15 protein-coding genes and 4 tRNA genes are annotated in these 16,667 nt (G+C 34.8%); 16 read left to right on the top strand and 3 right to left on the bottom strand.

All coding sequences use genetic code 11. The annotated features are described in order from the left end of the window. Positions 1 to 11 precede the first annotated feature (11 nt). From ACUN26_RS23780 to ACUN26_RS23720, 13 genes are all read left to right on the top strand, one after another. A tRNA-Lys gene (locus ACUN26_RS23780) sits at positions 12 to 87 on the top strand. A 13-nt stretch (positions 88 to 100) separates the two neighbouring features. Next, positions 101 to 172, top strand: a tRNA-Glu gene (locus ACUN26_RS23775). Between the two features lie 21 nt (positions 173 to 193). Then, positions 194 to 269 (top strand) — tRNA-Asp (locus ACUN26_RS23770). A 41-nt stretch (positions 270 to 310) separates the two neighbouring features. After that, a tRNA-Phe gene (locus ACUN26_RS23765) sits at positions 311 to 383 on the top strand. 283 nt (positions 384 to 666) lie between these two features. After that, positions 667 to 1,374 (top strand): cell wall metabolism DNA-binding response regulator WalR, encoded by a 708-nt coding sequence (gene walR / locus ACUN26_RS23760; RefSeq protein WP_000971864.1) that lies wholly within the window; start codon positions 667 to 669, stop codon positions 1,372 to 1,374. Positions 1,375 to 1,377: 3 nt separating this feature from the next. Then, entirely contained in the window at positions 1,378 to 3,219 is a 1,842-nt protein-coding gene (gene walK, locus ACUN26_RS23755; protein ID WP_000755358.1) for a cell wall metabolism sensor histidine kinase WalK, read from the top strand. Next, entirely contained in the window at positions 3,216 to 4,562 is a 1,347-nt protein-coding gene (locus ACUN26_RS23750; RefSeq protein ID WP_000061573.1) for a YycH family regulatory protein, read from the top strand. Before walK ends, ACUN26_RS23750 begins: the two co-directional genes overlap by 4 nt. Beyond that, on the top strand, positions 4,543 to 5,379 hold the full coding sequence (locus ACUN26_RS23745) for a two-component system regulatory protein YycI (RefSeq protein ID WP_000383715.1): 837 nt from the start codon (positions 4,543 to 4,545) through the stop codon (positions 5,377 to 5,379). The genes ACUN26_RS23750 and ACUN26_RS23745 overlap by 20 nt, the downstream gene beginning before the upstream one ends. Continuing rightward, the gene (locus ACUN26_RS23740; RefSeq protein WP_000061688.1) at positions 5,363 to 6,157 is read left to right on the top strand and encodes an MBL fold metallo-hydrolase; all 795 of its coding nucleotides are present in this window, start codon (positions 5,363 to 5,365) and stop codon (positions 6,155 to 6,157) included. The genes ACUN26_RS23745 and ACUN26_RS23740 overlap by 17 nt, the downstream gene beginning before the upstream one ends. A gap of 63 nt (positions 6,158 to 6,220) precedes the next feature. Then, complete coding sequence (locus ACUN26_RS23735) at positions 6,221 to 7,396, top strand: S1C family serine protease (protein ID WP_000008025.1); 1,176 nt, start codon at positions 6,221 to 6,223, stop codon at positions 7,394 to 7,396. A gap of 53 nt (positions 7,397 to 7,449) precedes the next feature. Continuing rightward, a complete protein-coding gene (locus ACUN26_RS23730; protein ID WP_001052826.1) occupies positions 7,450 to 7,635 on the top strand; it encodes a CxxH/CxxC protein in 186 nt (61 codons plus the stop codon). A gap of 59 nt (positions 7,636 to 7,694) precedes the next feature. Further along, positions 7,695 to 8,174: a 23S rRNA (pseudouridine(1915)-N(3))-methyltransferase RlmH gene (gene rlmH / locus ACUN26_RS23725; RefSeq protein ID WP_001027003.1), complete on the top strand. Its 480-nt coding sequence runs from the start codon at positions 7,695 to 7,697 to the stop codon at positions 8,172 to 8,174. Between the two features lie 181 nt (positions 8,175 to 8,355). Next, positions 8,356 to 9,234, top strand: coding sequence for a radical SAM/SPASM domain-containing protein (locus ACUN26_RS23720; RefSeq protein WP_000713626.1), 879 nt, complete (start codon positions 8,356 to 8,358; stop codon positions 9,232 to 9,234). A gap of 41 nt (positions 9,235 to 9,275) precedes the next feature. Here ACUN26_RS23720 and pepF read toward each other — a convergent pair whose 3' ends face one another. Both pepF and guaC read right to left on the bottom strand, forming a co-directional pair. Continuing rightward, the gene (pepF, locus tag ACUN26_RS23715) at positions 9,276 to 11,093 is read right to left on the bottom strand and encodes an oligoendopeptidase F (protein WP_000800001.1); all 1,818 of its coding nucleotides are present in this window, start codon (positions 11,091 to 11,093) and stop codon (positions 9,276 to 9,278) included. A 137-nt stretch (positions 11,094 to 11,230) separates the two neighbouring features. Next, positions 11,231 to 12,214: a GMP reductase gene (gene guaC / locus ACUN26_RS23710; RefSeq protein WP_000432439.1), complete on the bottom strand. Its 984-nt coding sequence runs from the start codon at positions 12,212 to 12,214 to the stop codon at positions 11,231 to 11,233. Positions 12,215 to 12,454: 240 nt separating this feature from the next. Here guaC and ACUN26_RS23705 point away from each other — a divergent pair, with 240 nt between their 5' ends. Both ACUN26_RS23705 and dbpA read left to right on the top strand, forming a co-directional pair. Beyond that, a complete protein-coding gene (locus tag ACUN26_RS23705; protein ID WP_000827026.1) occupies positions 12,455 to 13,486 on the top strand; it encodes an acyltransferase in 1,032 nt (343 codons plus the stop codon). 188 nt (positions 13,487 to 13,674) lie between these two features. Further along, entirely contained in the window at positions 13,675 to 15,120 is a 1,446-nt protein-coding gene (gene dbpA, locus ACUN26_RS23700) for an ATP-dependent RNA helicase DbpA (protein ID WP_000037213.1), read from the top strand. 42 nt (positions 15,121 to 15,162) lie between these two features. Here the strand turns inward: dbpA and ACUN26_RS23695 are convergent, their stop codons facing one another. Next, a complete protein-coding gene (locus tag ACUN26_RS23695) occupies positions 15,163 to 15,723 on the bottom strand; it encodes a DUF1836 domain-containing protein (RefSeq protein WP_000427895.1) in 561 nt (186 codons plus the stop codon). 164 nt (positions 15,724 to 15,887) lie between these two features. Here ACUN26_RS23695 and trhA point away from each other — a divergent pair, with 164 nt between their 5' ends. Next, on the top strand, positions 15,888 to 16,535 hold the full coding sequence (gene trhA / locus ACUN26_RS23690; protein ID WP_000995370.1) for a PAQR family membrane homeostasis protein TrhA: 648 nt from the start codon (positions 15,888 to 15,890) through the stop codon (positions 16,533 to 16,535). Positions 16,536 to 16,667: the final 132 nt, after the last annotated feature.

The following is a 16,667-nucleotide window of genomic DNA, read 5'->3' as shown; positions in this document are numbered from 1 at the left end:
TTGGTGAGTATGAGCCATTAGCTCAGTTGGTAGAGCATCTGACTTTTAATCAGAGGGTCGAAGGTTCGAATCCTTCATGGCTCACCATTTTATTTTTCGTGGCCCGTTGGTCAAGTGGTTAAGACACCGCCCTTTCACGGCGGTAACACGGGTTCGAATCCCGTACGGGTCATGTTTTTTTATGTTTATTTTTGGTCCCGTGGTGTAGTGGTTAACATGCCTGCCTGTCACGCAGGAGATCGCCGGTTCGACCCCGGTCGGGACCGCCACTTTTGTTTATACCACCATTAGTGGTTTTATATATAGTTTTGGCTCGGTAGCTCAGTCGGTAGAGCAGAGGACTGAAAATCCTCGTGTCGGCGGTTCGATTCCGTCCCGAGCCACTCTCAGGATATTAAGTGGGCCCACTTAATATCCTTTTTATTTTGTGTAGTTTTACAAATGTGGGTAGTTATTTTACAATAGGATGAGGAGCCTCTAGCAGTTGAAGCTAGAGGTTTTTCTGTAGATCGTATAGGATTCCGTGTAAAGGTGGATCATACATGAGTCTATGAGAATAGAGGAGAGAACACTTAAATAAAGGTTGCTGTCATATAGGGATATACTATAGAAACATCAATATATTTAAGAATCATTGACCATATTTTTATGAGGAGGAAATAGACGATGATGGGAAAGAAAATTTTAGTAGTTGATGATGAAAAGCCGATTGCAGACATTTTGAAGTTCAACCTAGAAAAAGAGGGTTTTGAAATTGTAATGGCACATGATGGTGATGAAGCAATTGAGAAAGCTAATGAAGAACAGCCAGATATGGTTTTATTAGATATTATGCTACCAGGAAAAGATGGTTTAGAGGTTTGTCGTGAAATACGTAAAAACTCAGAAATGCCGATTATTATGCTTACAGCGAAGGACTCTGAAATTGATAAGGTATTAGGGCTTGAGCTTGGAGCAGATGATTATGTAACGAAGCCATTTAGTACGAGGGAATTACTTGCTCGTGTGAAGGCGAATTTACGCCGCCATCAACAAGGTGGTGCAGCAGAAAAAGAAGAAAATACTGAAATGGTTATTGGACCAATTATTATTAATCCAAATGCTTATAGTGTAACAAAGCGTGAGGAAAATATTGAGCTTACACATCGTGAATTTGAATTGCTACATTATTTAGCAAAACATTTAGGACAAGTTATGACACGTGAACATTTATTGCAAACAGTTTGGGGTTATGATTATTTTGGAGATGTGCGTACAGTGGATGTAACAGTACGTCGTTTACGTGAAAAAATTGAAGATAATCCAAGTCATCCTACTTTAATTGTAACTAGACGTGGGGTAGGGTATTACTTGCGTGACCCAGAGCAGGAATAATATATGAAAAAGGTTGGTTTTTTTCAATCCATTCATTTAAAGTTTGTGCTCATATATATGCTATTAATATTAATAGCGATGCAAGTAATCGGTGTATATTTCGTAAGAGAATTAGAAAAAAGTCTTGTACAAGGCTTTAAGGATTCCCTGACACAACAAACGAATTTACTATCGTATAATTTAAAGCAAGAATTTACAAAAAGTCGTGAAAAAACAGATCCAGAATCATTAGATGACGCTATAAAAAATTCGATTCAAAAGTTTGCATCGGATCGTAAGAAAGATATTCAAGAAGTAAGTGTATTTGATTCTAATAGAAAATTAATGGCGATTTCAGACACGGCTAAGCAAAATAAGATAGGCAGAACATCGACAGATATAGCTGTTCAACGGGTAATTGTACAAAATAAACTAGAATCAAAAATTGAGAAAGATGGAGGAACTGGCCATCGAGTTCAAGTGATGATTACTCCTATTCAAAGCGATAAAGCTGGGGAGGTACTTGGTGTCATTCGTATTGTTGCATCTATGGAAGATGTATACAAACAAATGAAGGATATAAATCAAATTTTTGCTACCGGAACAGTGATTGCTTTGTTAGTAACGGCTGTACTTGGGATTTTACTAGCTCAAACAATTACAAGACCAATTTCAGATATGCGAAGGCAAGCAATTGAAATGGCAAAAGGAAATTATTCGAGAAAAGTAAAGGTCCATAGTCATGATGAAATTGGCCAATTAGCATTATCTTTCAATAATTTATCAAAAAAGCTACAACAAGCTCGTTCTTCAACAGAAAGCGAAAGACGTAAATTATCATCTGTTTTATCACATATGACAGATGGAGTAATTGCTACTGACCGAAAAGGGGATATTATTTTATTAAATGACCCTGCGGAAAAGATGCTAAATGTTTCGCGTGAAACGGCGCTGGATCAATCGGTTTTAGAAGTATTGGGGATACAGGAAGAATTTACGCTCGATCATTTATACGAAGAGCCTGATTCTGTTTTATTAGATTTTAGTACGAGAAATGAACCATACATTTTACGTGCTAGTTTCTCTGTTATTCAAAAAGAGACGGGGAAGGCAAATGGTTTAATTGCTGTATTATACGATGTAACGGAGCAGGAGCGTATAGAAGGGGAACGCCGCGAGTTTGTGGCGAACGTCTCTCATGAATTAAGAACACCATTAACAACGATGCGTAGTTACTTAGAAGCGCTGACAGATGGTGCATGGCAAGATCCAAATATTGCACCGCAATTTTTAACAGTTACACAAGAGGAAACAGAAAGAATGATAAGGCTTGTAAATGCGCTGTTGCAACTATCTAAGCTTGATAGTACAGAACATCGTTTGATGAAAGAGTGGGTCGACTTTACTGACTTCTTTAATAATGTTATTGATCGCTTTGAAATGTCTAAAGAGCAAAATGTAAGTTTCAAACGATCTTTCTCTAAAAAATCTAGATTTATTGATATGGATACGGACAAAATTACACAAGTGTTGTATAACATTATTTCTAACGCATTAAAGTATTCGCCAGAAGGTGGAACAGTAACATATCGCTTACGTGATCGAGGGGAGTTATTAGAGATTAGTGTAAGTGACCAAGGTATGGGTATTCCGAAAGAAAACGTAGATAAAATCTTCGAACGTTTTTATCGTGTGGATAAAGCCCGTTCAAGACAAATGGGTGGTACAGGTCTTGGATTAGCTATTGCAAAAGAAATGATTGAGGCACATGGTGGTTCTATTTGGGCGAAGAGTGAGGAAGGAAAAGGAACGACGATTTATTTCACACTGCCACTGGCACCAGATGAAGAGGACGATTGGGAATGAGTATGGAAAACTTTAAAACGATAGTTCTAATTAATTTAGTTGTTATTAGTCTATTTTTAACTTTTAATTTATGGACATATGTTCCCGATTCCACTTCTGTGCAAAATACAAAATTTGTTCAAGGTAATGAAGAGATAAATCCGATAAAGATTTCAGGAGTTGTTCGCCCATCCTCTGTTATTGTTCATAAAGAAAAAAATCATTACGTAAGTGAGAATACGAACAACGTGAACTCACTTTATAAAATTCTTGAAAATGGAGAATTACATGATTTTAGGGAAATAACAGGCACAGTTCCTAAAGGGGATTTTCTTTCTTATGTACACGGAGAAGAAAAGATTGAATTTGTTTTTCCTACAAATGTGCCACTTGAGACGATTAAAGACATGTTCAATATTAAAGATAAAAATTTAGAATCTAATAGAAGTTTTAATCGCATTATAATCGATCCTTCTCGAAGCAAGGACCAAGAAATTAAAGTTAATTTTATTTCTTATGATAATCCTCGTAGAATATATCAAGCGATGTTGAGTGGTGCTTATGTAAAGGATGTTATAAACGACCAAAATCGATTTATTACATTAGCAAAACCATATTTTGAATATCAAGTAAATGATACGAAAAAACTGTTTTTACCAGATGGAATTACGGAATTAAATCAGATAGAGTATTTTGTGTCTGGGTTAGATGTGGATTCATTTAAAAATGTTTTATTTAGTGATCCGCGTTATTTAAGTCCTATTACCGAGAAATCAAAGGAAACATTTACAGATGGTATTCGATCTATGGAAATTGATAAGTTGAATTTAATGTTGAAATATAAAAATTCCGCAGTATATAGTGATAAAGTTACAGATAATGCGATGCTTTTGAAGAAAAGCTTCGACTTTGTAAGTGGGCACAGTGGTAACTTAAATTCTTATCGTCTTGATTATATTAATAAGGGGAAAACCTCATTCCGTTTATACGAGGGCGGTTTACCTGTATTTAATGCAGATGGAATGGCTGAATTAAAACAAGCATGGGGTTCAGGCGAAATCATGCAGTATGAGAGATCTCTTTTTGATTTCAATATTCCTTTACCTAGTACACCCACTTCTCTTGCATCAGGTCGTACAGTGATGACATCATTAGAGAATAATCCGGAAATTGACAAAAATTCAATTCAGGATGTTGGTATTGGTTATAAAATGTCATTGAAATCTTCCGTGAACGGAGGTCCTGTGAACGGAGGAGAGATCAGTATTTTACAGCCGATATGGTATGTAAAATGTGATGAAGAGGGTAAACAAAAAATATATGAGTGGAGTGAGGGAGGACTAAATGGATTGGGATCGAATTAAAACGATATTTATTGTGACCTTTTTTGTTTTAGACCTCTTTCTTATCTTTCAGTTCATTCAAAAGCAAGATAGTAATCAGTTGGAAATTGTGACAGAAACAAAAATTGATCAACAATTAAAAGAATCTAAAATTACTATGGGGAGTTTTCCTAAAGAGCCGAAAAAAGAGTCATTTATTATGGCGAAAAATAAAAACTTTAAAGAAGAAGATGTGCAATCTTTAAAAAATCAAACAGCGCATCTGCAAAATGAATATACGATAGAAGGTAAGTTGAAAGAGCCATTTTTAAATGCAAAATCATTATCTAAGGATAAATATAATGATTTCTTAAAAAACAGTGTCCTTGATGGGCAGAAATACGAATTTGGAGCAATGAAAGACTCTAAAATTTATTTCTTCCAAAAGTATAAGGATAAGCCGATTTTCCACAATAATCATGCAATGATTGTTGTGGATTTAAATGAAAAAAACGAGCTTGTTTCGTATACACAAACAATGTTAACGGATTTGAAGGAAATGGGCGAAAGTGAAAAAACGAAAGAACAAGAAATTATCACTGCTCAAACAGCTTTGGAAAATATATATTTAAAAAATAAAATTGCAGAAAATACGCACGTGAAAGAGGCGCAGATTGGATATGCGGCTCTAGCTGAATCATCTTCTAATATACAAGTGCTAGCTCCAACTTGGAACTTAAAGACAGAGCAGAAAAAGGACTTTTTTGTGAATGCAATTGAAGGACAAGTTATGGAATTAGGGGAAACTCAAGTGCCGGAAGAACATAATGGAGTGAGAAAGAATGAGTATGCATTTTAGTGTGCTTGCAAGTGGAAGTACAGGGAATATGCTATATGTAGGAACGGATGAAAAAAAATTACTCGTCGATGCAGGTTTAAGCGGTAAAGCAACAGAGGCTTTATTTAAACAAGCAGAACTGAATATAAATGATGTATCAGGTATTCTTGTCACACATGAGCATAGTGACCATATTAAAGGATTAGGTGTATTGGCGCGTAAATATGATTTACCAGTTTATGCGAACGAGAAAACATGGAATGCAATGGAACATTTAATAGGAAATATTCCAACTGAGCAAAAGTTCATTTTCTCAGTTGGCGATGTGAAAACATTCGGTGATATTGAGGTCGAGTCATTTGGAGTTTCCCATGATGCGGCAGAGCCGATGTTTTATGCTTTTCATAACAATAATAGAAAATTAGCCCTTATTACAGATACAGGATACGTGAGTGACCGTATGAAAGGTGTTATTAAGGGAGCTAATGCTTTCGTATTTGAAAGTAATCATGATGTGGAAATGCTTCGTATGGGACGTTATCCGTGGAGCATTAAAAGACGTATTTTAAGCGACGTTGGTCACGTTTGTAATGAGGATGCTGCGTTAGCGATGGCAGATGTAATTACAGATGAAACAAAACATATTTATTTAGCACATTTAAGCTTAGATAACAATATGAAAGAACTAGCGCGTATGTCAGTATCGCAAGTGTTAGAGGAAAAAGGATTTGGAGTGGGAGAATCCTTTGAAATTCATGATACAGATCCAAAAATGCCTACGAAAATTCAATACGTATAATTCTTCATTTTAGTAAACAATAAAGGTGAATATAGTTGTTTTCAGGAAGATAGGTGAACAAATATGTCCTTTATTGATGAAGAAAAGTATCGTATAAAACGTGCAGGTAAAAAGAAGCATAAAGGTATTGTCATTTCTAGCATAGCAGGAACAATTGTAGGGGCTTCATTATTTGCATTTGGGGCGCCTTTATTTTCGAATCATGCTGGCGCGCTTTCGCAAGCTGAAGCAAGTGGAAGTAACATGGCTGAAGCTCAAGGGATTAAACAGGTTAGCTTTGTAGACGCTGTTGATCGCGCTTCTGAAGCTGTTGTTGGTATTATTAATATTCAACGAGACAATTTTTCAGAGGCAGATTCAGAAGCCGGTACAGGATCTGGTGTCATTTATAAAAAGACAGATGGACAAGCTTACATTGTAACAAATAACCATGTCGTTGCTGGAGCAAATCGTATTGAAGTAAGTCTAAGTGACGGTAAGAAGGTCCCAGGGAAAGTATTAGGAACCGATGTAGTCACAGATTTAGCTGTACTAGAAATAGATGCGAAGCATGTGAAAAAAATAATTGAGATTGGCGATTCTAATAAAGTTCGTCGAGGAGAACCGGTCATTGCGATTGGAAATCCACTCGGACTGCAATTTTCGGGGACCGTTACACAAGGCATTATTTCAGCTAACGAGCGTATTGTTCCTGTAGACTTAGACCAAGATGGTCATTACGATTGGCAAGTAGAAGTATTACAAACAGATGCAGCGATTAATCCAGGTAATAGTGGTGGTGCACTTGTAAATGCGGCAGGACAATTAGTTGGTATTAACTCAATGAAAATTGCTGCAAAAGAAGTGGAAGGAATCGGATTAGCTATTCCGGTTACTAGAGCCGTTCCGATTATGAATGAACTTGAGAAGTACGGGAAAGTAAGAAGACCTTATGTTGGAATTGAACTTAGATCATTAAATGAGATTCCGAATTATTATTGGTCCAAAACATTACATTTACCAGGCAATGTAGCAGAGGGAGTTTGCATTTTAGATGTGAAAAGTCCTTCACCAGGCGCGGATGCTGGTTTGCGAGAACATGATGTTATTGTAGCGGTAGATGGAAAACCAGTAAACGATATTATTGGGTTCCGTACGGCCTTATATGATAAAAAAATTAATGATAAAATGACTCTTACGTTTTATCGTGGTACAAAAAGAGCAACAACAACGGTGAAATTAGGCATTCAAAAATATTAAAAACAGGAGGGCCTACCTCCTGTTTTCTATTGTAGAAAAGTGAGGTGAAGAATATGAATTTACCTTGTTGTTTAGAACATGTTGAATTAGCGTTAGATATTATTGTTGATGAATGTGAAGTTGCACCGGTTATTAACAATGTGGATAACTCAGAAAAAGATAAAAAAACATGTGAATTTTGTCAAAATGAGGCGACATATGTTGTATCGAACACAGATTCTCACACAATATGTGGGTAACATTTGTGGATATGTGGATAAGTTATGTGGATAACATGTTTGTAAGGTGGGGAATAAATGTGAATATCTCGATTATTTCAATCGGAAAATTAAAGGAAAAGTATTTAAAACAAGGTATAGCAGAATATTTAAAACGATTATCTGCGTACGCAAAAGTAGAAGTAATTGAATTGCCAGATGAAAAAGCACCAGAAAATTTAAGTGAAGCCGAAATGTTAATTGTAAAAGAAAAAGAAGGTATACGTATACTGGATAAAATTTCTGATGATACGCACGTGATCGCATTAGCGATAGAAGGAAAACAAAAGTCATCAGAAGAATTTGCAGTAAGCCTAGATCGTCTTGCTACATATGGAAAGAGTAAAGTTGCCTTTGTAATTGGTGGATCACTTGGACTAAGTTCAGAAGTAATGAAGCGTTCCAATGAATCTCTTTCTTTTTCGAAAATGACATTACCACACCAATTAATGCGATTAGTATTGCTTGAGCAAGTGTATAGAGCGTTTCGTATTAATCGTGGTGAACCATATCATAAGTAAATTTCCATTTGTATATAAAAAGAGTAAAAAAGACCATTGGATAAAAATCACCGATGGTCTTTTAAACATTAATAGGTGGTATGCAGATTTCCTAAAATAAGTATGTTTCTATTTCTAAAAAAGTATGCTGTAATATGAAGAGGAAAAAATTATAAATAGTCAGAGAAGTGAGGAATTAAAGGTGAAGAAGTTTAAGAAGTTTTACTTAGAGATTACAAGTGTATGTAATCTTGCGTGCAGCTTTTGTCCGCCGACGGAAAGGCAGAAGCAATTCATTTCTGTGGAGGATTTTGCTAAAAGATTAGACCAAATTAAACCTCACACAGACTACATTTATTTGCACGTGAAGGGTGAGCCGTTGCTCCATCCAAAAATAGATCAACTGCTAGATTTAAGCCATGAAAAAGGATTTAAAGTTAATATTACAACGAACGGAACGTTAATTAATAAGAGAAGGCATAGACTGTTAAATAAGCCTGCTCTAAGACAAATGAACTTTTCCCTGCACAGTTTTGATGGACATCCAGGTTCGCAAGATAAAGAGGGCTATGTAAGAAGTATACTTGCCTTCATTAGGGAAGCAACAAGTCAATCAGATTTAATTGTTTCGCTAAGGTTATGGAATTTAACTCAGGATAATAAGACAAATGCTGAAATCCAGAAAAATAGAGAGCTATTATCCATAATTGAAAATGAGTTTGATCTGCCTTATCAAATTGAAGAGAAGCTTACACCAGGAAAAGGTATAAAAATTGCGGAACGTGTCTTTATTAATCAAGATTATGAATTTCAATGGCCGGCATTGCATGAAGAAGAGGATGATGGAAAAGGATTCTGTCATGGTCTTCGAAATCAAGCGGGTATTTTAGCAAATGGAACGGTTATTCCTTGCTGTTTAGACGGTGAAGGGATTATTAATCTTGGGAATATTAATAATGATTCATTTTCTAACATTATAGAAGGTGAAAGAGCAACAAACATTGTCGATGGATTTTCGAAAAGAGTTGCAGTCGAAGAGTTATGTAGGAAATGTGGATACCGTAAAAGATTTGGAAAGTAAATATGAAATAAGCCCTCATAAAGAAGCGAGGGCTTATTTTTTTATTCTTGATAAGAACGCTCTAATTCATCAATTAAGGAGCCAACGTAAGAAACAGCTTTACGGATTGCATCTGGTTTTGACATATCTACTCCGGCATGTTTCATTAATTCAAGTGGTTTCATTGTACCACCAGCGCGAAGTACATCTAACCAGCGATCAACGGCGGGCTGCCCTTCTTCTTTAATCATTTGGGCTACTGCGGTAGATGCAGTTAGACCTGCAGAATACGTGTAAGAATATAAGCCCATGTAATAATGAGGTTGGCGCATCCAAGTTAAGCCGGCACCTTCATCGATTTCTACAGAATCCCCCCAGAATGTAGAAAGGACATTTGTTTTTATTTCGGTTAAACTTTTAGCTGTAAGTGCTTGTCCTTCTTCTGCTAGAGTATATACTCTTCGTTGGTATTCGCCCTCAAGTAAGTGAGTAACAAAGTTATGATAATATGTGCCAAGTAGTTGTAGAATGACCCATCTGCGCATTCTCTTATCGTTAGTTGTTGCAAGTAAATGTTGGGCTAGTAATAATTCATTCATTGTTGATGGTGCTTCAACAAAGTACATAGATGGACGTACATTCATAATGCGCTGGTTTTTATTTGCTAAATAAAAATGCCCAGCATGACCAAATTCATGTGCTAATGTGAAGCATCCGCGCATCGTATTTTGCCATGTAATTAAAATATATGGATGAGAACCATATGGACTTGAACAAAATGCTCCTGTTGATTTGCCTACATTATCTGCAAGATCTACCCATCTTTCTTTGAAGCCTTTTTCGATAATGGAACTATATTCATCTCCTAATACTTTTAAAGAATCTTGAATGAGTTTGCCTGCTTCTTCGTAAGTAATTGCTGGATTAAATTCAGGATCTAAAGGTGCATGTAAGTCGCAGAAAAGCATTTGATCGAGTCCTAATACTTTCTTTTTTAAATCTGCAAAACGGCGCATATGAGGCGCTAATTCTTTATAAATAATATCAAGTTGATTGTTATACATTTCAAGTGGAACTTTTTGCGGCTCTAAAAGCATATGAGTAACGGATTCATATTTGCGTAAACGAGAAAGTGTCACTTGTTTTTTTACTTCAGTAGCATATGTTGTGGCAACTGTATTTTTATATCGCTTCAAAGTGGAAACAAACGATTCATATGCTTTTCTACGTATGTATGCGCTTGGAGAGAATTCATAATTGCTTTCAAATAATGCAAATGACAAAGGGAATTCGTTTCCTTGTTCGTCTTGTATAGGATTGAAATCCATATCGGCCAATTTAGTCATGCCGTAAATTTTGTATGGAGAACTATGAACTTCGCCAAGTGCAGCAAGTGCTTCTTCTGTTTCAGGTGAAAGAGTGTGCTGCCTTTTGCTCAGCACTTCTAGTAATGATTTACGAAAAGGGTTGAGTTTTATCTCCTCAATTAAATATTTTTCAATCGTGCCTTCTTCAAATGAGAGAATTTCATTATGAATAAAGGATAGTGCTGTATGTACTTTCGTTCCTAGAGCAGAAACTTTGGAAGAGTTCGCTTGAATAACTGGATCTGTCCGATCAGCAGATTCTTTTAGGTTTGCATATGAGCTCAGTTTTGTTAATTTCATTAAAAGCTCTTCCTCTATAAGTAAGCAATTTAGTAAAGTAGTGGAGCTAGTATGCAAGCGTCCTTTAAATGCACCAAGTTTCTGTATATCATTTTCTAATACGTTTAATGCAGCGTGCCACTCGGCATCAGATTTATACAAATCAGAAAGATCCCATGTTAGTTCAGTAGGAACTTCTGCGCGAATAAGGCGATTTTCAATTACATTTTTCATTTATTATAGCCCCCTTATTTTAAGTATTTAAAAATATGATACTAGAAAATTCAGTAAAATAAAAATATTTAACGGTTTTATACATAAAAAAGAAGGACAGGCATACACATGCTTGTCCTTCGAGCTCAATATAAGAATTAATATACTTTATCACCGTTGAAAATAGAGTTTTTCACGACAACATAATCTACAGTACGAATAGCATCTAATTTTGTTCCACCAGCGTAAGAGATAGAAGATTGAAGATCTTGTTCCATTTCGATTAAAGTGTCTTCTAAAGAACCTTTATGCTCCACGAACATTTTCTTACCTTCAACGTTTTTCTTCTCACCTTTTTGGAATTCAGAAGCTGAACCGAAGTATTCTTTATAAAGCTTTCCATCTTTTTCGATTGTTTCCCCTGGAGACTCTTCATGACCAGCGAATAGAGAACCGACCATAACCATAGTTGCCCCAAATCGAATAGATTTAGCTACATCACCGTGTGTACGAATACCACCGTCAGCAATAATCGGCTTACTTGCAGCTTTTGCACACCAGCGAAGTGCAGCTAACTGCCAACCACCAGTTCCAAAGCCTGTTTTAATTTTAGTAATACAAACTTTACCGGGTCCAATACCAACTTTTGTTGCGTCAGCGCCAGCGTGTTCTAATTCTCTTACCGCTTCTGGAGTTCCAACGTTTCCAGCGATAACAAAGCTTTCTGGTAAATGTTTTTTAATATGTTGAATCATGTTGATCACAGCATTAGAGTGACCGTGTGCGATATCGATTGTAATGTATTCAGGTGAAAGTTGCTCAGCGGCTAATTGTTGTACGAATTCGTATTCGTCTTCTTTAACACCAACGCTGATTGAAGCAATTAATCCACGTGATTGCATATCTCTAATGAATGAGATTCGTTTCTCTGGTTGGAAACGATGCATGATATAGAAGTAATTATTTTCAGCTAAATAAGTTGCGATTCTTTCATCTATAATCGTTTGCATATTTGCAGGTACGACAGGTAATTTAAATTTATGTTTTCCTAAAGTGACAGTTGTATCACATTCAGATCGACTGTTTACAATGCATTTTGCAGGAATTAATTGAATATCTTCATAGTCAAATACGTTTTCCATCATTTACACCCCTAAAATACGAATATTTTATTTGTTTCGTTTGAAAATGTTCGTCCAAAGGATAATTTACATTATTTTCACTAATAAGTCAAAGGTTTTAATGTTTATATAAAAAAATTAAGTTGATTTAAGTCTACTGTAGGTTTATATCGTCAAAATTTGTTTTAACATAACATGATTTAATGTAAAATTATGTGTGGTATAGGAAAAATCAAATATGTAAATTTAGGAGAGCTGTTAATGAAACGATTAGTGTATATGGACTGGTTGCGTGTGTTAGCGACAATCGCAGTAGTTACAATTCATGTCTCCGCTGGTTATGTTTCCACATTGGATGCAAATAACGTTTCGCGTTGGTTGTCTGGGAATCTTTTTGAGTCACTTTCACGCGCTAGCGTTCCAATCTTTGTGATGATTAGTGGAGCTTTATTATTAAAGGGTACGAAAGATATTTCTATTGGAGAATTTATACAGAAACGTGCAAGTAAGGTAATTATACCTTTTGTAGCTTGGAGTGTTTTATTTTATTTATACGGAGCTTATGCAGGATATTTCCCGCGTTCTATAAAACAGGGGATAAAATATTTTCTAACAGATAGTATTGGTGGACATTTATGGTTCATGTACATGATTGTAGGGATATACTTAATTACACCTTTACTGAAAATTTTTGTGAAGAATGCTCAAAAGAAAGAGATAGAGTATTTTTTAATTTTATGGTTATATGCATCTGTTGTCGTTAATTTGGCAAAATATTATTATCCTATCAACTTTAATATTGAATTATTTTACGTTACAAATTATGTAGGCTATTTCCTTCTTGGTTATTATTTATCCAATTATGATATTGTGAAAAAGTGGAGGAATTTGGCTTACATTGGAGGAATTGTAGGATTTATTATTACATTCTTTGTTACATATTATTATACAGTTCAGGCAAACGGACAATTGGATCAGTTTTGGTATGGATACTTTTCTCCAGGTGTTGTACTTATGGCGATTAGTTTATTTGTATTTTTCAAATATTCTTTCGGAAATTCAGAAAGAAAATTACCATTTGTATTACGCGGTATAAATCAAGCGAGCCTTGGTATTTATATCCTTCACTATTTCTTATTAAATAACTATCTGTACAGAGTATTTCCAAAGGTGAATGAACATGCACATGCAATATTGGCAATACCTATTAATGTAACAATCACAATTGTTCTTAGTATGGTAATTACTTTAGTATTGCAAAGAATACCAGTTGTAAAAAAATTAGTTCCATAAAAGATGAATACAATTTAGAGGGGCAGACTTATAATTAAGGCTGTCCTTTATTATTTAAGAATTATACGTAGATAAATTGAAACTTAAATGAATTGAAAACATTGATTTAATATAGTATCTTGGTATAACTTGACGTTAGATATGGAGAGTATAGTTATTTAAATATAAAATTCAAATGAGGTTAGTATATGAGTAAAAAGGAATTTAGTAATTATGCATTAAGTAAAGAAATAATACGAGCACTTACTGGTTTAGGATATGAACATCCAACAGAAGTGCAAGGAGAGGTTATTCCAGTTGCATTGAAAAAGAAGGATCTTGTTGTAAAATCGCAAACTGGAAGTGGAAAAACAGCTTCATTCGGTATTCCACTTTGTGAAATGGTGGAATGGGAAGAGAATAAGCCACAAGCATTAGTTTTGACGCCGACGAGAGAACTTGCTGTTCAAGTGAAAGAAGATATTACGAATATAGGCCGCTTCAAAAGAATTAAGGCTGCGGCCGTTTATGGTAAGTCTCCATTTGCACGTCAAAAATTAGAGTTAAAACAAAAGACACATATCGTAGTAGGGACTCCTGGCCGTGTGTTAGATCATATTGAAAAAGGTACCCTTTCTTTAGAATGTCTGAAGTATTTAGTCATTGATGAAGCAGATGAAATGCTAAATATGGGCTTTATTGATCAAGTAGAGGCAATTATTGATGAATTACCTACAAAGCGAATGACAATGCTATTTTCGGCAACACTTCCAGAAGATGTTGAAAAGTTATCCCGTACGTATATGGATTCGCCAACGTATATTGAAATTAAGGCTGCCGGGATTACCACAGACAAAATTGAACATACACTTTTTGAGACGAGAGAAGAGGAGAAGCTTTCACTTCTTAAAGATGTAACAACAATTGAGAATCCAGATAGTTGTATTATTTTTTGCCGTACACAAGAAAATGTAGATCACGTATTTAGACAGTTAAACCGTGTTAACTATCCTTGTGACAAAATACATGGTGGTATGGTGCAAGAAGATCGTTTTGAAGTTATGGACGATTTTAGAAAAGGAAAGTTCCGTTATTTAGTAGCGACAGACGTAGCTGCTAGAGGAATTGATATTGATAATATTACACATGTTATTAACTATGATATTCCGTTAGAAAAAGAAAGTTATGTACATCGTACAGGAAGAACGGGACGAGCTGGCAATAAAGGAAAAGCTATTACATTCATAACTCCGTATGAAAATAGATTTTTAGAAGAAATTGAGGCGTACATCGGCTTTGAAATTCCAAAGGCATATGCACCTTCAAAAGAAGAGGTTATGAAAGGGAAGGCAGTATTTGAGGAAAAAATACATGCTAAACCAATTATAAAGAAAGATAAAAGTGCAGACTTAAACAAAGGGATTATGAAGCTGTACTTTAATGGTGGGAAGAAAAAGAAAATTAGAGCGGTAGATTTTGTCGGCACAATTGCTAAAATTAAAGGTGTTACAGCAGAAGATATAGGAATTATTACGATACAGGACAATGTTTCTTACGTTGAAATATTAAATGGAAAAGGACCAATTGTTTTAAAGACCATGAAAAATACAACGATTAAAGGGAAACAATTAAAAGTCCATGAAGCAATTAAGTAAATAAAAAAACTATCCACTGTAACAGGTGGATAGTTTTTTTATTTACGATTCTTTTAAATCGTCCACTAACTTCTCTGCCAATCGTCTGTACATATTACTCATCGTCACGAAGGATGTTAGTAATAAAAACTTTTCTAGCTTTTGATCTTCTAAGGAGGAAATCTCATTTACTTCCCTAATACGGTTATTTACGTCCTGGTTAAAGGTTTCCACATTGGTTTCAGTAAGAGCAAGATAATCTTTATAGAGAGTATTTAATTCGAATGTATCATCGTTTAGTAAAGGTACATTTATATTTTCTAAGGAGCTTTTTATGTCATTAATGGAAAGGGCTCCTTTTAATTGGTAAATCAAGCTAATTAAAATCATATGCTCTTTTGAATACTTTTTATTTTTAATAGGGATGAATAGTTTCCCTTTTGCGTAATTGTTAATCATTGTTTTTGTTAATACTTTTTCATCATCAGTTCTTGTTGTATCCGCATAAGTATTCTCAAATAGTTGAACAACTTGGTCTACATATAAGTCGACATTTGGGATATCCTCAAGTTTAATATTTTTTTCTAAATGTAATGATTCAAGTAATTTATTTATATTTTCCACGTAAAACCCCTCACTTTTATCACTTAGTGGAACTGAATGTTTAGTATATCTTTAAATATGGTATTACGAAACAAGTGAATTGTAAATGTTGACTAGTATAAATAATGCGTATATAATTACATGTAGTTATTAAAACTACATGTAATTATATGAGGGGTGTTTATATGAATGCTTATGTAAGAGAACCGGTTAATGCATTTACTCACTTAGGAGGAGCTGTATTAGCATTTATTGCATTATTAGCCATGCTTGTGAAAGTTTCTGTTAAGATGCCATCTTTTGCTGCAATTACAGCTGTTATTTTATTCGGTATTGGGATGATGGTCCTTTATATGGCATCAGCTGTGTATCATAGTGTTGTAGCCAGTGAACGTGTTATTTATTTCTTTAGGAAGTTAGATCATTCTATGATTTTTATATTAATTGCAGGTACATATGCACCCTTTTGCTTAATTACATTAAGTTCGGCAAATGGTTTACTACTATTTTGTTTGGTTTATGCAACTGCGATTTGTGGTATTGTTTTTAAAATGTTTTGGTTTAATTGCCCAAGATGGTTATCGACAGGAATTTATCTTCTGATGGGTTGGTTAATTGTTCTATTCTTTGCACCGCTAGCTGAGAATTTAAGTACAGGAGGTATCCTTTTCTTAATACTTGGAGGTATTTTTTATACAATTGGTGGGTTTATTTACGGTGCTAAGCCAAAATGGTTGGAGTTTAAATATATGGGACACCATGAAATTTTTCATGTTTTCGTATTATTAGGAAGCCTGGCACACTTTTTAAGTGTATATTGTTACGTAATTTAACAAATCAGAACGTTTGGATAGCTTTTACTAAAATTTTTGGGTAATAAAAAATGATATAGAAAAATATAGATGTTGAAGAGCTACATAACTTAAAGGTTATGTAGCTTTTTATATAAAAGAAAATTTAAAATA

The sequence above is a fragment of the Bacillus sp. WC2503 genome (genome assembly GCF_052682895.1).
The sequence above is the reverse complement of the archived record's forward strand: the minus strand, read 5'-3'. Positions and strand labels throughout refer to the sequence as shown.